This window comes from Yokenella regensburgei (assembly GCF_051486985.1).
In the GTDB taxonomy this organism is placed as follows: domain Bacteria; phylum Pseudomonadota; class Gammaproteobacteria; order Enterobacterales; family Enterobacteriaceae; genus CBFFRJ01.
On record NZ_JAHVDV010000006.1, the window covers coordinates 150,167 to 171,512 of the forward strand.

General features: G+C 51.7%; 14 protein-coding genes and 1 pseudogene. 5 read left to right on the top strand and 10 right to left on the bottom strand.

Annotated features, from left to right (window positions below; translation table 11 throughout):
* Nucleotides 1-484 precede the first annotated feature (484 nt).
* The 3 genes and pseudogenes from KXR87_RS06860 to KXR87_RS06870 form a co-directional block, all read left to right on the top strand.
* Nucleotides 485-1,129 (top strand): annotated as a pseudogene (locus KXR87_RS06860) (HNH endonuclease signature motif containing protein); the annotation flags it as partial.
* Nucleotides 1,130-1,145: 16 nt separating this feature from the next.
* The gene (locus KXR87_RS06865) at nucleotides 1,146-1,640 is read left to right on the top strand and encodes a YrhA family protein (protein WP_437431508.1); all 495 of its coding nucleotides are present in this window, start codon (nucleotides 1,146-1,148) and stop codon (nucleotides 1,638-1,640) included.
* A 182-nt stretch (nucleotides 1,641-1,822) separates the two neighbouring features.
* Nucleotides 1,823-2,182, top strand: a complete 360-nt coding sequence (locus tag KXR87_RS06870; protein ID WP_437431509.1) for a putative T6SS immunity periplasmic lipoprotein — start codon at nucleotides 1,823-1,825, stop codon at nucleotides 2,180-2,182.
* A gap of 743 nt (nucleotides 2,183-2,925) precedes the next feature.
* Here the strand turns inward: KXR87_RS06870 and KXR87_RS06875 are convergent.
* From KXR87_RS06875 to KXR87_RS06890, 4 genes are all read right to left on the bottom strand, one after another.
* Nucleotides 2,926-6,252, bottom strand: a complete 3,327-nt coding sequence (locus KXR87_RS06875) for an AAA family ATPase (RefSeq protein ID WP_437431510.1) — start codon at nucleotides 6,250-6,252, stop codon at nucleotides 2,926-2,928.
* Nucleotides 6,253-6,263: 11 nt separating this feature from the next.
* Nucleotides 6,264-7,844, bottom strand: a complete 1,581-nt coding sequence (locus tag KXR87_RS06880; RefSeq protein ID WP_437431511.1) for a hypothetical protein — start codon at nucleotides 7,842-7,844, stop codon at nucleotides 6,264-6,266.
* Nucleotides 7,834-8,754: a helix-turn-helix transcriptional regulator gene (locus KXR87_RS06885; RefSeq protein WP_437431512.1), complete on the bottom strand. Its 921-nt coding sequence runs from the start codon at nucleotides 8,752-8,754 to the stop codon at nucleotides 7,834-7,836. Before KXR87_RS06885 ends, KXR87_RS06880 begins: the two co-directional genes overlap by 11 nt.
* 287 nt (nucleotides 8,755-9,041) lie before the next feature.
* The gene (locus KXR87_RS06890; protein WP_437431513.1) at nucleotides 9,042-10,115 is read right to left on the bottom strand and encodes a LacI family DNA-binding transcriptional regulator; all 1,074 of its coding nucleotides are present in this window, start codon (nucleotides 10,113-10,115) and stop codon (nucleotides 9,042-9,044) included.
* A 268-nt stretch (nucleotides 10,116-10,383) separates the two neighbouring features.
* Here KXR87_RS06890 and KXR87_RS06895 point away from each other — a divergent pair, with 268 nt between their 5' ends.
* Nucleotides 10,384-11,649: a maltoporin gene (locus KXR87_RS06895; protein ID WP_437431514.1), complete on the top strand. Its 1,266-nt coding sequence runs from the start codon at nucleotides 10,384-10,386 to the stop codon at nucleotides 11,647-11,649.
* Nucleotides 11,650-11,897: 248 nt separating this feature from the next.
* Here the strand turns inward: KXR87_RS06895 and KXR87_RS06900 are convergent, their stop codons facing one another.
* The 6 genes from KXR87_RS06900 to KXR87_RS06925 form a co-directional block, all read right to left on the bottom strand.
* Nucleotides 11,898-12,212: a glucose PTS transporter subunit EIIB gene (locus KXR87_RS06900; RefSeq protein WP_437431515.1), complete on the bottom strand. Its 315-nt coding sequence runs from the start codon at nucleotides 12,210-12,212 to the stop codon at nucleotides 11,898-11,900.
* Nucleotides 12,213-12,281: 69 nt separating this feature from the next.
* A complete protein-coding gene (locus KXR87_RS06905) occupies nucleotides 12,282-14,339 on the bottom strand; it encodes a beta-galactosidase (protein ID WP_437431516.1) in 2,058 nt (685 codons plus the stop codon).
* A 159-nt stretch (nucleotides 14,340-14,498) separates the two neighbouring features.
* A complete protein-coding gene (locus tag KXR87_RS06910; RefSeq protein ID WP_437431517.1) occupies nucleotides 14,499-15,701 on the bottom strand; it encodes a glycoside hydrolase family 53 protein in 1,203 nt (400 codons plus the stop codon).
* 4 nt (nucleotides 15,702-15,705) lie between these two features.
* Nucleotides 15,706-16,557, bottom strand: a complete 852-nt coding sequence (locus tag KXR87_RS06915) for a sugar ABC transporter permease (RefSeq protein WP_437431518.1) — start codon at nucleotides 16,555-16,557, stop codon at nucleotides 15,706-15,708.
* 9 nt (nucleotides 16,558-16,566) lie between these two features.
* Nucleotides 16,567-17,874, bottom strand: a complete 1,308-nt coding sequence (locus KXR87_RS06920) for a carbohydrate ABC transporter permease (protein WP_437431519.1) — start codon at nucleotides 17,872-17,874, stop codon at nucleotides 16,567-16,569.
* A gap of 178 nt (nucleotides 17,875-18,052) precedes the next feature.
* Nucleotides 18,053-19,285: an extracellular solute-binding protein gene (locus tag KXR87_RS06925; RefSeq protein WP_437431520.1), complete on the bottom strand. Its 1,233-nt coding sequence runs from the start codon at nucleotides 19,283-19,285 to the stop codon at nucleotides 18,053-18,055.
* Between the two features lie 356 nt (nucleotides 19,286-19,641).
* Between KXR87_RS06925 and KXR87_RS06930 the strand changes: the two genes are divergently transcribed.
* Nucleotides 19,642-20,751, top strand: a complete 1,110-nt coding sequence (locus KXR87_RS06930; protein WP_437431521.1) for an ABC transporter ATP-binding protein — start codon at nucleotides 19,642-19,644, stop codon at nucleotides 20,749-20,751.
* Nucleotides 20,752-21,346 lie beyond the last annotated feature (595 nt).

Below are 21,346 nucleotides of genomic sequence, written 5' to 3' on the forward strand. Positions count from 1 at the left end.
GCCGGGGTTTTACTTGTTTTACCTTTCAAGGGATAATCTTGAACCAGAGTAGTATGAACTGATAACCCGTCCTTCTTTTAAAGGGGATTACATCAAACAGGAGTACGAGTTTGATGATAAATACCGTAATCATTATTACGTTAAAGGGCTGAGACCACGACCCTCATATTCGCGTAGCTATGCGTATCAGAATAATCATTCCAATGGATTCATTACGGAAAGACGTATAAGGTATCTTGTTTTCAGAGGCGAAGTCGTGATGTTAAACCGGTACGGTTCGCCTGGAGGACTTTTCTATATTGATGAAGAAGGCTTACTTATCTGTAAGAATTACCAGGCCTTTGAATTGAATGGTGCTGAACAGATCCTGAAAGAGTACCGGAATTCTGTAGGATGCAGATACTACCGTTCAGGAAAGCCCCGCCCAACTTCGTTTTTACTGTCGTTCTCCGGGGGAACATCAGCACCAGCTTCTGAGCAGACATACCAGACGATTAACAGCAAGTCCGCAGGACGTTTACTGGCTGCTGGCGGTGTTTATAATGGTAATGTTGAGGGCTTCAGGAAAACAGCAGAGCAGTAAGGCGGAGACGCAGTAAAGGGTTATGATCAAGTACTGAATGAACAAACGGCTGGTACAGCTATTGCGGCGGCTTCAATTCTGTTAGCGAAACGACCTAATAGTGATTCTTTAGAAGGGGTATATAATTACTTAGATAAGGTAAGGGGAGAGACGAAAGTATTAAACAATATAGAAGTGAAAGAAATAAACTATATAAAACGTGATCCTCCTGAAACTATGTTGCTGAGGAAAGAATTTAATAATACAGTGAGGAAGAAATTTCTTAATCAATTATCAGATTCTTCTGATGCAGCTAACGTCTTCAAACCTTCAGATTTGTTCAAAATGAGTAAAGGTACAGCACCAAATGGCTGGGAAGTTCACCATAAATTACCTTTAGATGATGGTGGAACAAATGCTTTTGAGAATTTATCTTTAATTGAAAAAGAGCCGTTCCATAAGGTGTTAACAAATATGCAAAGAACATCGACAAGAGGTATGCTACCGGGAGATAGCAAAGTTACTCCATGGGTTATGCCTACCGGCTCGATTTATCCGCTTAAATAATTTGATGGGTATAAAAATGAATTCAGATGTAATAAGCATGCTAAAACAATTGAGAACGATGATGACCGATTTGGAGTACCCAATCGAACAGCCCATTAACGCATCATTTCTTGATGATTTAAAAAAAGGATGTGAAAAAACGGCATCATCAATACTTAATCAAATTGGAAATGAAACTCGTCTTCTTCTAGTAAATCAACCTGATTATAAGACATTGATAGAAACGATGGATGGGTTTGAATATAACGGGCTTACAATGTTCAGTTTATCAATTCCAGGACCAATAGTTAAAAATTTATTCATCATGAATGAGTTTTATCGAAATAATGATTATTTAGATCCTGAATTACAAGAACGCTTAGTTATTGGCGAGGATGGCATATCATTATTTACATATGATACACAAATGAATCTATTTGAAATTCGTGATAATGCCTCTACAGAATCGATATACGGTTCATTTGATAACTTTAGTGATTTTTTAAAAGAAATACTCGATGCAGTCAAATAAACACTTTCCTTGTAAATCCATATGTAAGTGGCTTTATGTAGGCCACTTTGCTTCTTCTGAATTAATTGGTACATAGGTTCTTATGGTCACGGTAATCTTTATGCCTGGAGAGAGTATGATCCATCAGTACCTGCAAGAGATTTATTATCCAAATATGAGAAAGTATTAGGGAGATTTCAGAGATGATAAAATATTTTTTTGTTCTTCCAATAGTTATATTGCTAACTGGATGTCTAGGAAAAGGTCGAGAAGGGGCGGAAACAGGTGAACGGCAATCAATCTATATCGATAATGGGCGGGTTTGTTTTACCGTAAATAAAAAAGATATACTTAGCCGTTATGTTCTTTCTACAAATGGAAGTAATTATAAAGAATTACTGGTTGGTGATAGGGTTCGTCTTTCATATCCAGATAGTTGCTTTTCAGTAAGTTTAGAGAAAGGTATTATATACGGAGTAAGCTACACCCTGAATGGAAAAAATTATTACTACACATTCATTCTTGATAATGATGGAAATGTTCTTGATCTAAATGAGGAGTAAAGGTTACTTCTGTTACCTCTTGTATATAATGCCCTACAATAAAACCCTCTATAATAGAGGGCCTTATATCTAAATAATTATTAATAGCTTTCCTATACCATAGAGATGAGAGCTGTTAAGATTACTTGCCTTCAAAACACAAAATAACTGAAACCCTGCCCATCCATTTTTTGCTAATAAATCCAGGTATTCATTTACTCAGAAAAAAGTATAGCCAATTTTTATCGCCTAAATTAAAATCTCGTTCACTCGAGCCGCTTCAACCCCGCCTACAGAATGCCGTGTACTCAGATTACAGAATTAATCTTTCCACTAACCTGATATCGACTAAAACACAAACGTTTAAAAATCTCTTCGGGGTACACCCTGTCGATACTTTAATCACAACCTATTTTGGCAATGGTAACTTCTCATTAATAAAATATGAGAAAAAGGGTTTAAATATGACGTTATTTTAGGGTGTCCACTACCGGTAAGTAGATTAAAAAGACTTCGTACGGAATGCCAGGCTGGTCACGCACACCAGCAAATTCTTTACTGTTAGTGCTTCTCCCGTAAATAGCCAACCCTCCGCCGTTCCTGCATTACCAATTCCTTTTACAATCGCAGTGCAGCGTGCCAGATATTTTCTGACAGAAACCCAAAAATTAAGAAGCCCCCGCCGTTGATGCGCGACGGGGTGCTTGATTACCCGATCCTTTACACGTGCATGCCGCAAGGATGGAAGTGAAGGCATGACTTATTCACTCCACCGTGTTGGCATCCCCTTCAGCCTTGAGCAGAGCAATCCTTTGTCGCAGATAACGCCGTTCTTCGTCGAATTCCCGCGTCCTTTCGTTATCAATCAGATCGGCAATGCAGTTAACCTCTTTGATGATACCGTCATCCAGCGCACTGACGCGTCCTCCCCTGCGGGAGGCTATTGCCTCCAGGTGCCTGCTCTGTTCTTCCTTTAGAAGGAGGATTGCTTGCAGCAGTGTCTTACGTAATGCCGGCATCTTTTTGCTTCTCTCGACCAAGAGTTCCCGCACTTTAGGTGTCAGCGCAGGGTTACCCAACAGATTAGCCAGTACGCCAGCCTGAGTGCTTTTCGCGAGCATAATTTGTACCGACGGTGCCAGCGACGGGTTTGTGGCTAACTGAGGGTGGACTGTAACACTGCTTTCGAAAAGACGCATTTGCACCTCTTCATCACAGGCAGGGTTCATTGCAAGGTCGGTGAAATTCGTCTCACTGGCCACCAGTTGCTTTAGCTGCTCCGCGTGCAGATGCGGGTTTTGTACCAGCGCCATGCGATTTTTATTTTGTTTTGCTAAATCGTTAAACAGCTGAGGTGCCAGATTGGGGTTGAGGCACAATGCGGCATTAACCGTATCATCGTCGTAATACCGGAATAAAATTTCCTGATTCTCCGGAGTCAGCGCCGGGTTTCTTGCCATCAGCACTGTTGCGGTCGTCAGCGTCCAGAAATTATCAATGATGTGCTTTTGGTGTTCAGGAATGAGATTGGGGTTCAGCGCCAGCCCCTTAACCACATCCTCAACATCGTCTTTTATCACTTTATCCTGCACCGCCTTGCTCAGCGTCGGGTGCAGCATCAGCGCTACTTTGGTTGCGAGCACACCGGTGTCGTAGAGGTACATTTGCAGCTCTGGCGTCAGGGAAGGATTGGTTGCAAGAACATTGCGCACCTCAGCCGGACACTCCTGGGCGATTTTCCGCTGCACGTCGGCGGTAATGCTTGTATTGGCCGCCAGGGTAGCTAATACGGCTTCATTGCTACTCTCACGGATAATCTGCAACTGGACGTCGCATGTCAGCGTGTTCTGCCCGGCCAGCGCCACCAGACGCAGCGGCGACAGGGTGTCCAGACACTCACGTACCGGCGCGGTCTGACCGCTCGGGTCGGCTGCTTTCATCGCCGCGATAAACGCATCCCGTACCCCGATATCATCATCGCGGGAAAGCTCTACCCGGGTCGCTTCATTAAGGTGGCGGTTATAGGCCAGCGCGATACGCACGTGCGGATTGCGATCGCTAAGTAAGATCTTCTGCTCTTCATCCGTAATCGCCGGGTTACTGGCGAGGGCTGAACGGAACGCTTCGTTATGGTCAGCAATATGGTTAGCGCGCAGCGTGTGGGAACAATGAGGATGGCGTAAAACCGCAGCCTGCAACGCCTCATCCCCCGAGCGGAAAACATCCTCCAGCAATAACTTACTGCAATGAGGCTGCTCAACCAGGGAAAGCAGCAGACTGGCCGGCAGCATATCTTTACTGATGAGCGAATGCATCAGGCTCTCCGGCGCGTTGCGATGCAGGCAGGCGATGCTGAACAGGTGGTCGACCGGCGCCCCCTGATCGATAGGTTCCAGATAGGTACTCAGAATAGAAGACGGGCAGTCGGGATTGTTAAACACCGCATTGCGTACCTCCTGATGATTGTCGCGCGACAGTTTGATAAACAGATCCACCGAGCACTCTTCGTTACGGGCCACCCGCACACGTTCGTAAGGGTTAGGATCGTCTGCCAGCGCAATCATCTGCGCGAGACTCAGACCTTCATTACGCGACGCGGCCTTAAGCTTCATCTTTTCAAACAACGTTTCATAATGATTCACCTGGTCGCGCAGGGTTTCACGCAGCGGCACGGTATGATCAATGGCTTCCCGCAAATGGGAGAAACCTATCTCCTGCCCGGATAAAAACGCCGCTTCCCGCGCTTCCATAACCGCGTTACGGATGTCTGCTCCGGCAAAGTCACGACACTTCACCGCCAGTTGTCGCTGGTCCTCTGCACTCAGGTTCCGCCACACGTCCTTCAGGTGAATGCTGAGGATCGACATGCGTTCCGAGATATGCGGAAAACCGACGTAGAACACATCGTCAAAACGCCCTTTACGTAGCAGCTCCGGTGGCAATGCCGAGATGTTATTCGCCGTGGCGACCACAAACACCGCCCCGGTTTTCTCCTGCATCCAGGTCAGAAAGTAGCCCAACAGGCGTGAAGTGACCTCCGAGGTGTTGTTGCCTCCGATACCAACAAACGCCTTTTCCAGCTCATCCACCCACAGAACGCAGGGACTGATGGACTCTGCCATTGCCAGCGCACGGCGCATGTTGTGCTCACTCTCGCCCACATATTTGCCGAGCAGCGAACCGATATCCAGGCGTAGCAACGGAAGCTGAAACAGGTTCGCGACGGCTTTAGCGGTCAGGGATTTTCCGCATCCAGGCATCCCGGCTACCAGGACACCACGCGGCGACTGTAATCCTTTGCTCTCGGCTTCAGCCAGACGGTGAAGCACGCCAGCCTTGCGTTTGAGCCAGGCTTTAAGGTTTTCTAACCCGCCAATATCATCAAGATTCTCCGAAACTTTCACCATCTCCAGTACGCCACTCCTGGCGATTTTCTGCTCTTTTTCCGCCAACAGTGTCTCAAGCGCAGTCTCGTCCAGCCCCCGGTGATGCGCCATCGCCACGGCCAGCGTCTGGTGGATTTCGCAAACGGTTAATCCCGTCAGGACGGCACCGATTCTCCCAATCAGGGTTTCATCCAGTACCAGGCCCTGCGCGTTGGCAAAACGTCCGATCAGGACAGCTATTTCATCACGGGTCGGCAGGGAAATCGTCACCCGCGTGATCAGCGGTTCGATAAGCGCCGGGATCTCGACGCGTTCATCAAGCAAAATCACACAACTTTCGCCGCAGTGGTGGCGCTGTACACGCAGCAGTAGCTGTTGCAGACGCGCCACCGCTACCGGGTTCGTGGTCAACGCCTCGCGGGCGTTTTTTATCACAATCAACCGATTTTCCAGATCCTCGTCCAGCAGTCCGGCCAGATCGGCGCACAAATCCGGCAGATAGTTATCCTGCTCACGGATTGGCTGTTTATTCCCCGCACTGACCCAGCCCCATGCCTGGTTCCACTCCAGCAGGTTAAAACCGGTCTGCGTCGCCAGTACGGCGAGCAAATCATTAATCCGATCATCTTCATTGCTTTGCAGATAGAGTCCGGGATGCCCGGCGTTAATCCATGTTTTCAGGCGTGTCGCCAGAATTTTGTCCACTCTTTATTACCTCACCCGAAGAGCTTTGCAAACGCACGCCCGGCTTTTTTCACACCTTCCCAGCCTGCGGAAACCGCTCGCCCGACGGTTTCCACGCCGGTTTTAATCAGGGCTTTGCCCGCATTGTATAATTTGTCAGCGATGGCCGACCCGGCAATACCCCCGACAATTCCCCCGGCCAGCCCCCCGGCAAACGTACCGACGGGTCCAAATACCGATCCCCAGGCAGCGCCGAACGCCATGCCTTCTCCGGCGGCCATCAGCCCGGCCGCCGAGGTCAGGGTGGTATGAGCCATCTGATCGACAGCCTCCTGCTTGCCAATCTGCCCGCGCGCAAGGCGGCTCAGCACTCGCAGATTATCTACCGCTACTGAGCCAATCATCGCAATACGTCCGGCCGGGCTGTTTTTTAGCAACTCTCCCAGCAGCCCGCGTTTTGCCGCCACCATCAGCGCGCCCGAGACGGCCACCGTCACCGCGGTACTGGCCCCGGTCTCAATGGAACGGGTCACAAACTCTTTTAGATCTTCCCCTGGCGTGGCGTTGGGCTTACCGGTTAATGCATTCCAGCAACGACGCGCGATGATACGTCCTCCCTGAAAGGCCACGCCCAGACCGGCGGCCATCGCCGCCTCTTTACCGATACGTTTGCTGATTGCACCCGCATCAGCTGTTTTCCAGTCAAAGCTGTCAATTTTCCCGCTGCGCTGCGCCTCATTCTGCTGGCGTTTAGCCTCTTCTTTGCTGTACCGCCTGGATTGAACGCCGTCATATTCAATGGTTTCAGTGGCCTTGCGCTTCATCTCGCCGGCATGATCTTCGGGCACCAGCGAACGCTGCCCCTGATAGTTGCCTTTATTAAAGAGATCTTCTGTCGCCCCGGCGTCTTTACCGTATTTCGCCTGGTAGCGACGCACCACCTTGCCGTTAGCGTCTTTAATCTGCACATCAACGGAGTTTTTGGGAAAGCGTTCACCGGGGCGAATAACCAGTTCCGCTCTGGCCCCGGAGCCTGCCGCAGCGGCATTAATGTTAAAGGTACTGACGTGATGAGCTTCGGCGATAAAACCGTCCAGATTGCGCGCCTGGCTGACAATGCCGTTTTTGGTCAGGATAATGTCCTGCATCTGCTGGTTAGTCTTTTTCAGCGCAGTATCAATAACCTGCCCGTACTGGCTAACATTCAGCGTGCCATGACGTGTCGCCGCATCACTCAGTTGCCTGGCAAACCAGTTGCTGGCGCTTTTGCCGCTGTTTTGTGCTGCCTCAAGAGACTGGCGCAACGTCTGCTGCCGTTGTGCGGTTTCAACAATCGTGTTCGCATCGCGCAGCAGGGTCTCATCGTTATCCCACAAACTGGCATGATGGCGAAAACGCGTCACCAGCCAGTGGTGTAAATCCGCATGTTCAGTGCGCGGCAGGTCAACAACAAATTCGGTAATAAGCGATGAGGTCTCCAGCGCCTGATCCGGGGTGATACTGCCCGTCTCTGCATCGCCCTGCAGGAGATCGATTTGTACCTCATCCTGATGTAATGCTGCCACCAGCACACTTTTCGCGTCCGGGGTCGTAGTTTGTTCTTCATTCAACATGCGTCATGCCCTGCCCTTCGCAAGAAAGTGCTTCCAGCGCCTGCCGGAGCTCCCCTTTCAGTTTTTCAGTGAGTGATGCCGGGGTCTGGATTTTAAGATGGGGTAGCCAGTAGCGGATGACAGACAAAATCTGGCGGTCATCCGCTACCCGCGTAGACAGCAGCAGGCTGCCATCTGCTTCCCGGCGCAGGATCTGCTGATGCGGCAAAAGATCCCTGCGCAGAAAGTATTCAGCCGCCGCGGCCGCAACCGTCAGGGTGACTTCAAATTTCTCAAGGCTGAACCATGCCTCTTCTTCATCCTGAATGGTCTTCAGGACCGCCGGGTCTGGAGTGAACACCTCACGCGTCACGGTCAGAAATTCAATCAGGCTCAGCCGGAAAGCTTTGAGCTGGTTATCTTCAATAGCCGCCAGATACCAGATGTTTTTGATATTTCTGAGCTGGTAAGGATGGGCCTGCCGTGGCTTCCCTTTGTAGTTAAAGGTGCAGCAGCGATGGCTGTCGACAGCACTCTGCAGCAGAGTAAAGTAGCGGTTTATCGCTTCCCCTGCCGCATGCTCGGCATTCAGCGTTTTGACGAAATAGCTGTTCTGGTGTGAAGCTAGCGAGCGCATCACCCTGGCGTCCGGCATCGAAAAATGGCCCGCGCCGCCGGTAAGATCAATGACCGTTTGCAGTATGCCCGCCTGTAACCGCTGACGGTACTCGTCCCGCAACCGGTAACGCTCGCCGCCGATATGCTCGATGACGCCTTCAAAGCGGCTAAGGTCCCGAAATACCGTCCTGTCACTGACGCTGAACCGTTCGGCAAGATGGGTGCGGGTAACCGAATCATTTTGTTGTAATACCACCAACGTCTCTGCCAGACGCCGCGCCAGCTTCTCACTGTTTTCAGAGCGTTTATTCATAACATCTCTCCCTGTATTTATGAGACTTATCTTAACGAAACGGAATGACAGGGTGTGTCATTGATGCCATGAATTGAAAAATATTTTCCCGCCTGTCAGAGATCTTCCCTGCACTACCCGTACTCTCAGCACGCGCTTTTACCAGCCTGGTACGGTAGCGAAAGGGGAAATAACATTGACGTCTTTACACGGTGAGACGAGGGAAAGGGATTTACGACCGGCGCCGTATTGTTAACTGCAATGTGTTGCGGCAAACCAGGGGCCGGTTGCCGGCCCCTGACGGTTACTTATTTCATCAACTGATGTGCTATTGCCTGTAACTGTTCAGCAATGGCCTGCAGGTTGGTCGCTTTGCTCTGCAGCGGCCCGGTGGAATGGCGCACAATCAGGCGCGCCGGTAACACTGATGATGTGCGCGCCGTATCACTATGTCCACTATCCAGCAGCCGGCGAACCGCCTCTTTACCCTGTAGGTCGAGATCCAGAGAGACGGTGGTGAGTGCCGGGTAAAAAAACGAGCTCTCGTAAGTGTCATCGTAACCCACTACGGACTTCTCGCCCGGTATGGCGATGTGGTGCTGATGAAAAGCGCTCAGGGCACCCAGTGCCATCTGGTCATTGGCCACCAGCACGGCGGTGAAGTTCGGCGTCTCGCGCAGCATCTTCAGGGCGCCCGCATAGCCGCTTTGCGCATCCCAGTTGCCGTGAAAAATCAAAGCCGGTTTCAGCCCATAACCACTGAGAGTTTCAACCCAGCTTTTGAGGCGCAGATTAGCCGAGACTGAGTCCTGTGGCCCGGCAAGCAGCGTAATCTCCCGATGCCCGTGATCGTAGAGATGCTTGACGCTGGCGCGGGTGCCATCAGCAGGGTTAAACGAAACGTTAAACACCGAACTGTAGGGGTCGACATCGAGAAACAGACACACAATATCATCGTTGTCCGCTGCGATTTTTTGCGCTCTTTCGGTCTCCAGTGGGACGTTGATAATCATCTTATCGACACGCTGAGACTTAAGCTCGTTGATGGCGGCCTGGATATGATGATTGACGTTCTCATCAATCATTGAGATCAGGACCTGATACCCGTCCAGATTAGCATAGCGTTTTACCGCTGCGGCAACCTGAGAAGGGGCATGTAACGCCAGAGAGGTGGTCACTAACCCAACGGTCTGACTCTGCTTACCTACCAGCTGTTGAGCGAGGCGGTTAGGCACATAGCGTAGTAGCTCAATGGACTTCTCTACCTTGAGACGTGTGGCTTCGGATACATTGGCAGATTTATTGAGTACCCTGGACACGGTCTGATAGGAGACACCCGCATGACGGGCAACGTCTTCTAAGGTCGCGCTTTTAGACTTCATGGTCCGGTTCCTTATGTTGTTATGCGCCAATTGTAACAGGGGCCATTTAAAAAAACGCTCACTCCGCTTTTCCTCGGTTAAAAAACGATAACTAAGTATCACGCTCACATTACATGACATCGTGAACGCATTCTCTTTTTGTCACAAAAAAGACTGATTTATTTGCAGTTAATCACACAATTGCAATCGTTAGTTTGCCAGTTTTTACATTTAGGCATTTTATGGCAGCGTTTATGTGAACGTAATACAAAACTATAAGAGGAATGATATGAACACTACGCTACGCACACTGACGATAGCGTTAGCCGCTGCGCTGACTTCACCTTCATTACTGGCCGCGTCATCTGTCCCTATCGACTTTCACGGCTACCTGCGTTCCGGCATCGGCGTCTCCGGCGATGGCGGAATGCAGGAGTGGCAAAAGAACAAAATTGGTCGTCTGGGTAACGAAGCAGATACCTATGGCGAGCTTGAGTTAGGCTCTGAGGTCTATAAAAAAGACGAAGTGAGTTTTTACCTGGATACGATGGTCAGCATGGTATCCGATGGCTCTAATGACAGTGAAACGACCTTCGGCGACGATGCTGAATTCGGCTTACGCCAGTTAAACCTGCAGATTAAAGGCCTGATCCCGGGCGATCCTAATGCCGTGATTTGGGGCGGTAAACGCTACTACCAGCGTCATGATCTGCACATCATCGACACCAAATACTGGAATATTTCAGGTGCAGGGGCAGGTATTGAAAACTACAGCGTCGGGCCAGGCGCCGTCTCTGTTGCCTGGATCCGGGGTGATGCCAACGACGTGGACTATCGCGTGGATGGTGATAACGATGTGAACATCAACTATATCGACCTGCGCTATGCCGGCTGGAAGCCCTGGTCTGGTGCATGGACGGAGTTTGGCGTGGACTACGCCATGCCAAACCCAACCGACAAACAGAAAAACTATGGCGGCCTTTACGAAGCAGATAATGGCGTGATGGTCACCGGTGAAATCAGCCAGGACATGCTGGGGGGTTATAACAAACTGGTGTTGCAGTACGCGGATAAAGGTCTGGCACAGAACATGGTGTCTCAGGGCGGTGGCTGGTACGACATGTGGCACTATGTTAACGATGCCTCCGGCTACCGCGTCATTAACACCGGGCTTATCCCGATCACTGATAAGTTCTCCTTTAACCATGTGCTGACTTACGGTTCCGCAGACGATATCACCGATTACACCGACAAATCTCGCCTGGTGTCGCTGGTTGGGCGCGCGCAGTACCAGTTCACTGACTATGTGCGTCTGATTGGCGAGGTGGGTGGTTTCTACCAGAAAGACACCTACAATAACGGCACGCATTACAAACAGAGCGGTGAGAAATATACCCTTGCCCTGGGGCTGGCCGATGGCCGTGACTTTATGTCGCGCCCGGAACTGCGTGTATTTGCCTCTTATCTGAATGATTCAGAAAACGGCAAATCGTTTGATGATCACACCGCCAATAATACCTGGAACTTTGGTGTGCAGGTGGAAGCCTGGTGGTAATACCCGCATCGTTCACGTTGCAAGTGTGCTGGCTGCGTTTGTTTATCCCGTCATGTTATTCAGGGGATTCTCGCTCTCGCCGGTTTATGCAACGCGCATGAATGAGGGTGAATATTTTTTGTATTTACTGCGCTTAAACATCGTTATTTATCTCCGGGATCTGGCCGTTAATTAGCGGGTAGTGACCTTTATTTCCCTGGATTTACTTATTGACTATTCTGGATGCCCTTTCGGGCATCCTTTTTTATTTAACGTCGGGAGGTAAAATGCTCATCCAGTAATTTCCTCAGCGCATCTGACTGCTTACCAAATATCGCATGAACCTGTTGACCGAGAATAATAACCCCTAACGCCCCTTCCTGTTGCAGCGCCTCGGAATCCACCAGCGCAAGATTATTTACCGTGACGCGCAACCGGGTAATACAGGCGTCCACGTGACTGATGTTCTCTTCACCACCGAATGCGGCAATCAGACGCTGAATAGTCGCCACCTCGCTGTCGCTGAGTGGTGTACTGGACTGAGGTTGAGAGAAGTAGTGCAGAAACGATTTAAGGCTCACCATGACAATTGTCTCCTGATAATCAGCAGATAAAAAAACGCCTGCTCAGGTGAGCAGGCGTGGTAGGAATACTCAGGCTTTACGGCGAAGGATACGGCAGTCGAAGGCAGAGAGAACCAGCGGCGCAGTGACAGGTGCGCTGGAGAGACAGTCGGTGTAACCCTGCGGTAACGTCACCGTCTGTGACTGCCGGGAATAGTTCTGGATAAACACGAAAGTGGCCTCACCGTCGGTACGCGCTGTCGCTACAACCCCAGGCGGGAAGTCAGCTTCCACCGCGCGCGGCAGGCCCAGCGTATCGATAATATGACCGAAGAAATCACGCTGGAAAGCGAGATCGTTACGCGAAGCCACATGCCAGGCTTTCCCCTGCCCAAAGGTATTGACCGTAACCGCCGGGCGACCGGCGTAGAAATCATCACGATAGATAGCAAGCGAGATGGCGCTTTCCGTGTGGATCAGTTCACACAGGTGGCGTACCTGGTACGGCCCCTGAAGCCCGACTTCATTCCCTGCCAGGCCCTGAATCAGATTGCTTTCGCCCTCCGCCAGACAATCGATCTCCTCAGCCCAGATGCCCAGCAGCGGGCGCAGTGGACCAGGGAAGCCTCCGGTAAAGCAGAGATCGGTATCATTGACTATCCCGCTCCAGTAGGTGGTGACCAGATGCCCGCCCTGTTTAACGAACGTTTCCGCCCGCCCGGCAAAGCCTTCACGCACCATATAGAGCATTGGCGCGATGACAAGCGCGTAGCGGCTTAAATCACCATCCGCATCAATAATGTCCACGGCAATGCCTTTCTCCCAGAATGCCCGGTAGTGCTCATTAACCGTTTTTTCATACTCCATGCCGACGTTGCGCGGCCCCTGCGCATCATCCAGCGCCCAGCGGTTCTGCTGATCGAAGATGATGGCCACTCGCGCGTCAGTGCGACAACCCATCACCCCGGACAGGCGGCTTAAGATATCACCCAGTGCCGACACTTCACGGCCGACACGGGTATCCAGATGCCCCACATGGTCAATGATCGCTCCGTGGAACTTCTCCACCGAGCCACGGCTTTTACGCCACTGGAAATACTGCACCGAATCCGCACCGTGCGCCACCGCCTGCAGGGAGGAGAGAATGTGCATCCCCGGTTTTTTCAATTTGCTGGTAGGCTGCCAGTTGGTGACGCTGGGCGATGACTCCATCAGCACGAAAGGCTTCCCTCCTTTCAGGGTGCGCATCATGTCGTGGTACATCGCCGTGTAACAGGCAAGCGTCGAATCGTCTTTATCACGATGCCACATCGGGTAGCTGTCCCAGGAGATAAAATCCAGAGGTTCTGCTAACTGCCAGTAGTCGTAATCGTAGAAATACTCCATAAAGTTGGTGGTGACCGGCAGCGATGCGTTCGCCGCTTTCAGGGGCACGATTTCATGGCGACAGAAGTCAGTTACCTGCGCCGTATTAAAACGACGCCAGTCCAGATTCAGACCATGAATGGAAACCTCCCCCTGCGGCGCAGGGGACTGAACCTGCGACCAGTCGCTGTAGGTGTGGCTCCAGAAGTCGCTCCACCAGGCATGGTTGAGGGCATCAAGGGTCTGATAACGCGCTTTCAGCCAGTCACGAAATTTTCCCTGACACAGTTCGCAGTGGCATTCGCCACCGTACTCGTTCGACAGGTGCCAGCCGAGCACCGCCGGGTGCTGGCCGTAACGCTCTGCCAGCAGGCTGTTAATCTTCAACGTCTTTTCACGGTAAACCGGCGAGGTCATACAGTGGTTATGACGACCCCCGTGCAGCGCCGGTACACGGTCACGCCCTACCCTTAAGACTTCCGGGTATTTTTGCGACATCCAGGCCGGACGCGCGCCGCTTGGCGTTGCCAGAAATACATGGATCCCCGCCGCATAAAGTTTCTCCAGGATGTTATCCAGCCAGCCAAAATTAAATACCCCTTCCTGCGGCTCCAGTTTCGACCAACTGAATATACCAACAGACATGACATTGCATTTTGCCTGTTTCATCATGGCAATATCTTTATCAATAATATCGGGGTAATTCTCCCACTGCTCCGGATTGTAGTCAGCGCCATGCAATAGCGTGGCGACCTTCGGACTCAAAGGCGCAAATTTATTCATATTAAAAATCCTTCAAAATTGACAGCGTATACCCTAAATAATTCGAGTTGCAGGACAAGGTACTGGTGCCTTGAACAGCGCTTGCGCAGGCCCCAAAGGGACGAGGTCAAAGGCCGAGTAATGCCAACGCACATGCGACTTGAAATATGACGGGTAAAATTAGTTAAAGACTTTTACCGACGGCAGAACTTTCCCATTGCAATCAAATAACGCCTGATTTTCACGGGCATTCCCCTCTTTCCACTGGTCGTTGATATATTTCATTCCGGCCTGAGTAGCCCAGGTATTTCCACCAACTGCAATCCAGGTTGGCTCCCAATAAAAAATGCCTTTCCCGCGATGATCCTGAACATTTATAACGGCCTGCATTAAGTCATGAATATAGTTATATTGTCCCTGAACGGTGGCGGGATAACCGCCGTCTTTTTCCTCTTTCGCCTGGAAACTGTTTTCTGCGTTATCGCAATTTTGCAGGGTATAAGCGTAGGCCGCCTCCACCACAATCACGTCTTTGTTATAACGTTTACTGATGTCATCCATGTTGTTTTTCAGCGCGCTGAGAGGACCGTTCCAGTAGGTGTACATCGACAGGCCAATGACATCGAAGGGCACATTGCGTTTAGTGATTTCATCAAACCACCAGCGGAAGGTATCGTTTTTTGTGCCTTCAGCCAGGTGAAGCATGATTTTGACCTGCTCACCACCCTTAAGGTTCTCTTTGAGGCCATCGATAGCAGAATTCAGCAGGCCGGCCAGACGGTCGAACTCACCGCCACCCTGCCCCCAGCTTTTACCTTCCGGCCACAGCATCCCGCCGTTGATTTCGTTGCCAATCTGCACCATGTCCGGCAGCACACCTTCCTGTTTAAAGCGCGCGATGGTATCGCGGGTGTAGTCATGGATAGTGGTTTTCAGCTGCGGATAATCCATTTTCTCCCAGGCCTTCGGTTTAAACTGTTTGCCCGGATCGGTCCAGAAATCGCTGTAGTGGAAATCCAGCAGCAGCTTCATGCCCTGCGCTTTTGCCCGTTTTGCTAGTGCAATAGTGCTGGCAAGATCGTTATCACCGCCGCCATAGGCTTTGCCCTGCGGGTCCTTAGGGTCAACCCACAGTCGCAGGCGCACGTAGTTGACGCCATTCTCTTTGAGAATGGCTATCGCATCCTGTTGCTGATTTTGGTCATTCAGGAACCTCGCGCCGTGCTTTTCCGTATCCAGTAACGTGGAGATATCAGCCCCTTTGATAAAGTCCGCTGGCATGGCGTTAAAGGGCCGTGTGGTCAGGGTCTCAGCGGCCAGCAGGCTGGCGGAAAAACTGCAGCTCAGGCAAACAGCAAGCAAAGCGGGTGCAAACCTTTTCATATGATCATCCTTTGGTACTGCCGGAGGTCAGGCCGGAGACGAAGTACTTTTGTAATGCCAGGTAGAGGATTGCCACCGGCACGGCGATAAGAACCGCTCCCGCCGCATAGGTGGTGTAACTGGCGCCCATTTTTTGCGCCACCAGGTTATAAAGCCCGATGGGCAGCGTGAATTTGTCCGGAGTACGCAAAATGGTGCTGGAGAGAATGAAATCCCCGAGCGGCCCGGTAAACGAGAACAGCGCCACCACTGCCACAATAGGTTTAGAGAGCGGCATGATTATCTCGATGAAAATACGGAAGTTGCTCGCCCCGTCCATGCGTGCCGACTCATCCAGATCTTTCGGAATGGCATCAAGATAGCCCTTCATCAGATAGGTATTCATCGGGATCATCCCGGCAACGTAGATCAGCACCAGCGCCAGATGGCTGTTAATAAGGCCCAGCAGTTGCGAGAGCACAAAAATGGCAATCAGCGCGGAAAACTGCGGGATCATCTGCAACAACAAAAACAGCATCAGCCCATTCTGCCGCCCCTTAAAGCGAAAGCGGGAGAAGGCGTAGGCGGTAAAGCTCACGCTTATCAGCGTCAGTACCATGGTCATGAAGCTGATTTTCATCGAGTTCCAGTACCATGTGAGGTAGTTCACCTGACCGTTAAACAGATCGGCATAGTGCTGGAAGGAGACGTTTTCCGGGATTATCGAGGTGCTGAGCAGGCTGTTACCCGCGTTCAGCGATGCCCCGACCGTCCATACCAGCGGGTAGATGATAATCAGCGAAACCAACACGATAATCAGCCAGGAGAGAGAGAGGCGAACCCACTTCTCACGACGAATGCTTTGTGATGTAGCCATTTTTCTTCCTTATGCCATGTCGTCGTTTTTGAAGGATTTGGTGGCGCGGAACTGCCACAACGCCAGGCCGACAACAAAAATCGACAGCAGAATGGTGATGGTCGCGGCAATGGCGTACTGCGAAGAGGACATGGTCAGCTTATAGATCCACGATACCAGGATGTCCGTTCCGCCTGCGTTTGACCCCGCCACCGCCGGGCCACCGTTGTTAAACAGGTAAATGATGTTGAAGTTATTAAAGTTGAAGGTGTACTGGGTGATGATGATGGGTGCAATTGAGTAGAGCACCAGCGGCAGCGTAATCGTGCGCAGCCGAGTCCAGGTACCCGCGCCGTCCATCTTCGCCGCTTCATACAGGTCATCAGGAATGGCCTGTAACACGCCGGTCGTCATCGCAAAAACAAACGGAAAGCCGAGCCAGGTCTGCATCATGATGAGCGCCGTTTTGGTCCAGAACGGGTCGGTCAGCCAGGCTTTGGGGCCAATGCCAAAGAAGGCGAGAATCGCATTATTGATAACCCCGAAGGTGTCGTTAAACATCCCGGCGAAGACCAGAATGGTAACAAAGCCCGGCACCGCCCACGGCAGAATAAAGATGGTTCTGACAAGCGGCTTAAAGCGAAGATCCTTCTGGTTCACCAGGATGGCGAGCAGCACCCCTACCGTGCATTGCAGCGTGGTGGCAAGCAGGGTCCACACTACCGTCCACTGCAGCACGTCAAGGAAGGTTGAGCGCCAGATGGAGAGCGTGAAGATGTTGACGAAATTTTTCAGCCCCACCCAGTCCACCAGTTTCGCTGGGGGCGTGTGGTAAAGGTTGTAGTTGGTAAAGGCGATAGCAAAACCAAAAAGAATCGGGAATATCACCACAAACACCAGCAGGATGAAGCCTGGCGTTATCATCAGATAGGGAAAGCCGTCGCTTAAGAGCATCTGGTACTGCTTACGCACGCTGTTGAGCTGATGGCCTTCGTCGCGTTTTTTCCCGTTCACCCAGGCATCACGCAGCGAGAAGTAATACACCGTGACGCCAAAGGCGATTATCAGGACGCTGATTATCCCTTCCGCGAGCAAAAAGATGGAGTTGTCGCGCGGAACCTCTTCCCCCAGGGTATAAAGCCCCCAGAGACCTTCGCGCAGAAAATCATAGAAAATGCCCATAAAGCTGCTGAGCAGCACCAGGAAGATAAGGCCTTTTAACCACTGGCGGTGATAAAACTGGCCAAAGCCCGGCACAATAGCCAGCAGCAGCCCACACCACGCGTGCCGTCCGGCACCACGCGCTTTCGCAAAATTTTCGCTGGGACTGATAATCACGTACGACTCCTTCTGAAAACGGGAGGAACGCCCTCCCGTTTAATACTTCTTTATTTACGCTATGCCCTTAAGACGTCCTGTTTCAGTCTGGCGCCAAGAGCGTGCGCTCCCGGCACGCATAGGTTGGCAACCGGGAAAAACGCCGCCATACACCTGCAACCTGAAGAGTGATGAGCCTTTATTGGTTGCTGGCCTGCATGGCTTCAACCTGCATATGGATCTGTTTCGCAGCACCGTCCAGCGCCGCTTTTGGCTCCTGTTTTCCGGTCAGGCTCAGTTCCAGCGCGGCGTTCGCCGGTCCCCAGACTTCGCCCATTTCCGGAATGCCTGGCATCGCGGTGGCGCGGGCAGCCTGGACCGCGACCGCACTGGCTTTTTCATCATTTTTAATCATCGGATCGTCGATCATGGCTTTCTGCGCTGGGATCTCACGGGTTGAGATGTAGCGGATTTTCACGTACTTCGGCTGGTTGATAAACTCGATGAATTTCTGCGCCATCGCTTTATCCTTACTCCAGGTGGAGACCACATAGCCTTTCACCCCGAGGAAGGAGCTCATCGGTTTGCCGTCCGGCAGCAGGGGGAGTGGCGCCACGCCGTAGTTGATCCCGGCCGCTTCATACGGCTGGAACGCCCACGGGCCGTTGATCACAGCCGCCGCTTTCTTTTCCGTAAACAGAGAGTCGATAGCATTCAGGCCGTTGTCACCGAGGATCCCTGATGGGAAGACGCCTTCGGAATAGAATTTTTTCAGGAACGTCACGGCGGCCACTGCACCCGGCTGGTTGAGGCCAATGTCGGTTGGGTTGTAGCCGCCTTTGTCGTTTTTACCGAACAGGTAGCCGCCCATCGGGCCAATTGCGCCCCAGCTGTAATAAATCTGATCAAACTTTGCCAGCAGGCCGTACTTGTTTTCTGCACGCTGTTTTTTCGAGTAGTCGAGCCAGGATTGCAGGCTGTCCAGCGGTTTGTCGATCAGATCCTTGTTGTAAATCAGCACCAGGGTCTCAACGGCTTTTGGTACGCCATAGAGTGCGTTATCCATGCGAAATGCGTTGATTGAGGCAGGCGTGAAGGCGTCAATCTGTTCTTTGTCCAGATTCAGGGGGGTCAACAGACCTTGCACAACGGCACCGCCGACCTGATCATTGGGGATGACCAGTACGTCCGGGCCAATGCCCGCCGGGCCATCCAGGCGTAATTTTTCCAGCTGCTGGGCGAAAGGCATCTCCTGCACGTTGACCTTCACGTCGTTCTCTTTTTCGAAATCCTTGATGGCATCCTGAATGCCAACCGATTTCTTAATGTCCTCCCAGACGTTCAGTTGGGTGGTGGCATGTGCCTGAAGGGTCAGGCTCTGACCCACGGCCAGTGCGGAGAGGATCAGTGCAGTAAGGGTGTTCTTTTTCATTATCAACCTCATGTCAAGGTATAACAATTTCATGGTTTTTATGGCGCGCTACCTGATGTCGTTACAACAAAACCACCTGATATTGCGTGAGTTAAAGCGTATTCACTCGCTTTATTGATTTTGTTATACGCTACACTTGAGGTCGCAATAAAACGAGAATTAACTGCCAGTTGTGTGACAAGTACGACAAAATCGAAAATTCGATATAGGGCGCGTAAATGCTGGAAGTTATAGTCTGGCCATGAATTATCGCTGTTGAATGGCATTATCGCTGGCTTGTTATACGTAAAACAAAACCACACTAAACAGCCTGATTAGCAACAGCCACTAACCGCTACCAACTCCGGGGAAACTTGATGTCCAATATACGACTGAGGAATGTCACCAAACGCTTTGGCGACACTGTCACGCTGCACAATGTGAATCTGGATATTGAAGACGGCGAATTTGCCGTGTTTGTTGGCCCGTCCGGCTGCGGGAAATCTACGCTGCTGCGCATGATTGCAGGCCTTGAAGAGGTGAGCGACGGCGAGGTGTTGATTGGCGATGAGGTGATGAACGATGTCGCCCCGGCGCACCGTGGCGTGTCGATGGTGTTTCAGTCTTATGCGCTCTATCCCCACATGACGGTGGCAGAGAACATGGGCTACGGCCTGAAAGTCAACAAAGTGCCGAAAGACGAAATCCGTCGCCAGGTGGAGATGGTAGCGAAAACCCTCCAGTTAGTGCATCTGCTGGACCGCAAACCTAAACAGCTCTCCGGCGGGCAGCGCCAGCGTGTGGCCATTGGCCGCGCCATTGTGCGTAATCCGCGTGTATTTATGTTTGATGAGCCGCTTTCAAACCTCGATGCGGAACTGCGCGTCGACATGCGTCTGCACATTGCCCGTCTTCACCATGAACTCAAAACCACCATGGTCTATGTGACGCACGATCAGGTTGAGGCCATGACCCTCGCGGATAAAATCGTGGTGATGAATTACGGCAACGTGGAGCAGATGGGCTCGCCGATGGAGCTTTACTACAACCCGGTGAACAAATTTGTGGCCGGGTTTATCGGCTCGCCGAAAATGAATTTCCTGCCCGCGACCGTCACTCAGTGGCAGCCGGGCGAGCTGACCCTCACTCTGGCACAGGGCCATAGCCTGACGCTGGGCGTTACCACATCGCCACTGGAGTCGGGCGCCAGCATCACGCTCGGTATACGCCCTGAACATCTGGCAACCGACACCACCCGCGATACCCAACTTGAATTCCAGTGTGAAGTGGTGGAGCGTCTGGGGAACAATACCTATCTTTTTGGTCAGAGCTATGGCCATGACAACATCAAAATCCTGCTACCGGGTGATGTGCATTTCCGCCCCTGGCAGAAGGTGACCCTCTCCTTTGAAAACCGGCATTGTATGATTTTTGATGATGAGGGTACGCGCATAAGTGCGGGTATTGAGGTGCCGCACGCGCACTGAGTAGTCGGGGCTGTGGTGCAGAGGCATTGGTTTAATCGGTATAGGGTTTCGCTAACGGTAAGCGGCAGCGTTCCCTCTGCCAGGGGAAGGGTTCCGCTTATCATGGTGGAGTCGTTCCGTTCACCTTGCCTGTAAAACCAGGCATGCTTTTCCCCCTCGCCCCTCCGGGGAGAGGGTCGGGGAGAGGGGAACAGYGGGTGACWGGCTYAAAGGGTTTCAGCCGTAAAAAGCGCGGTTCCGCTAACCGCCGGTGGAACTGTTCCGTTCACCTCACATGCAAAACCGGGCACGCCTTTCCCCCTCGCCCCTCCGGGGAGAGGGTCGGGGTGAGGGGAACAGCGGGTGACTGGCTTAAAGGGTTTCAGCMGTAAAAAGCGCGGTTCCGCTAACCGCCGGTGGAATCGTTACGTTCACCTCATGTGCCGCACTCCCGTGCAACACCTTCACCCGTGAACGTGTTAAGGGCGTTCTCCGCCACGCCCTTAACAATCCCGGCTCCCGGCACGAAAACTGCCGCTTCGCGGTGACCCTCCGCTTATTTCTCCGGGCTTACCGGGACCGGGCGCGATGCAGCGTCCCTGCAACGCGCGCCCTC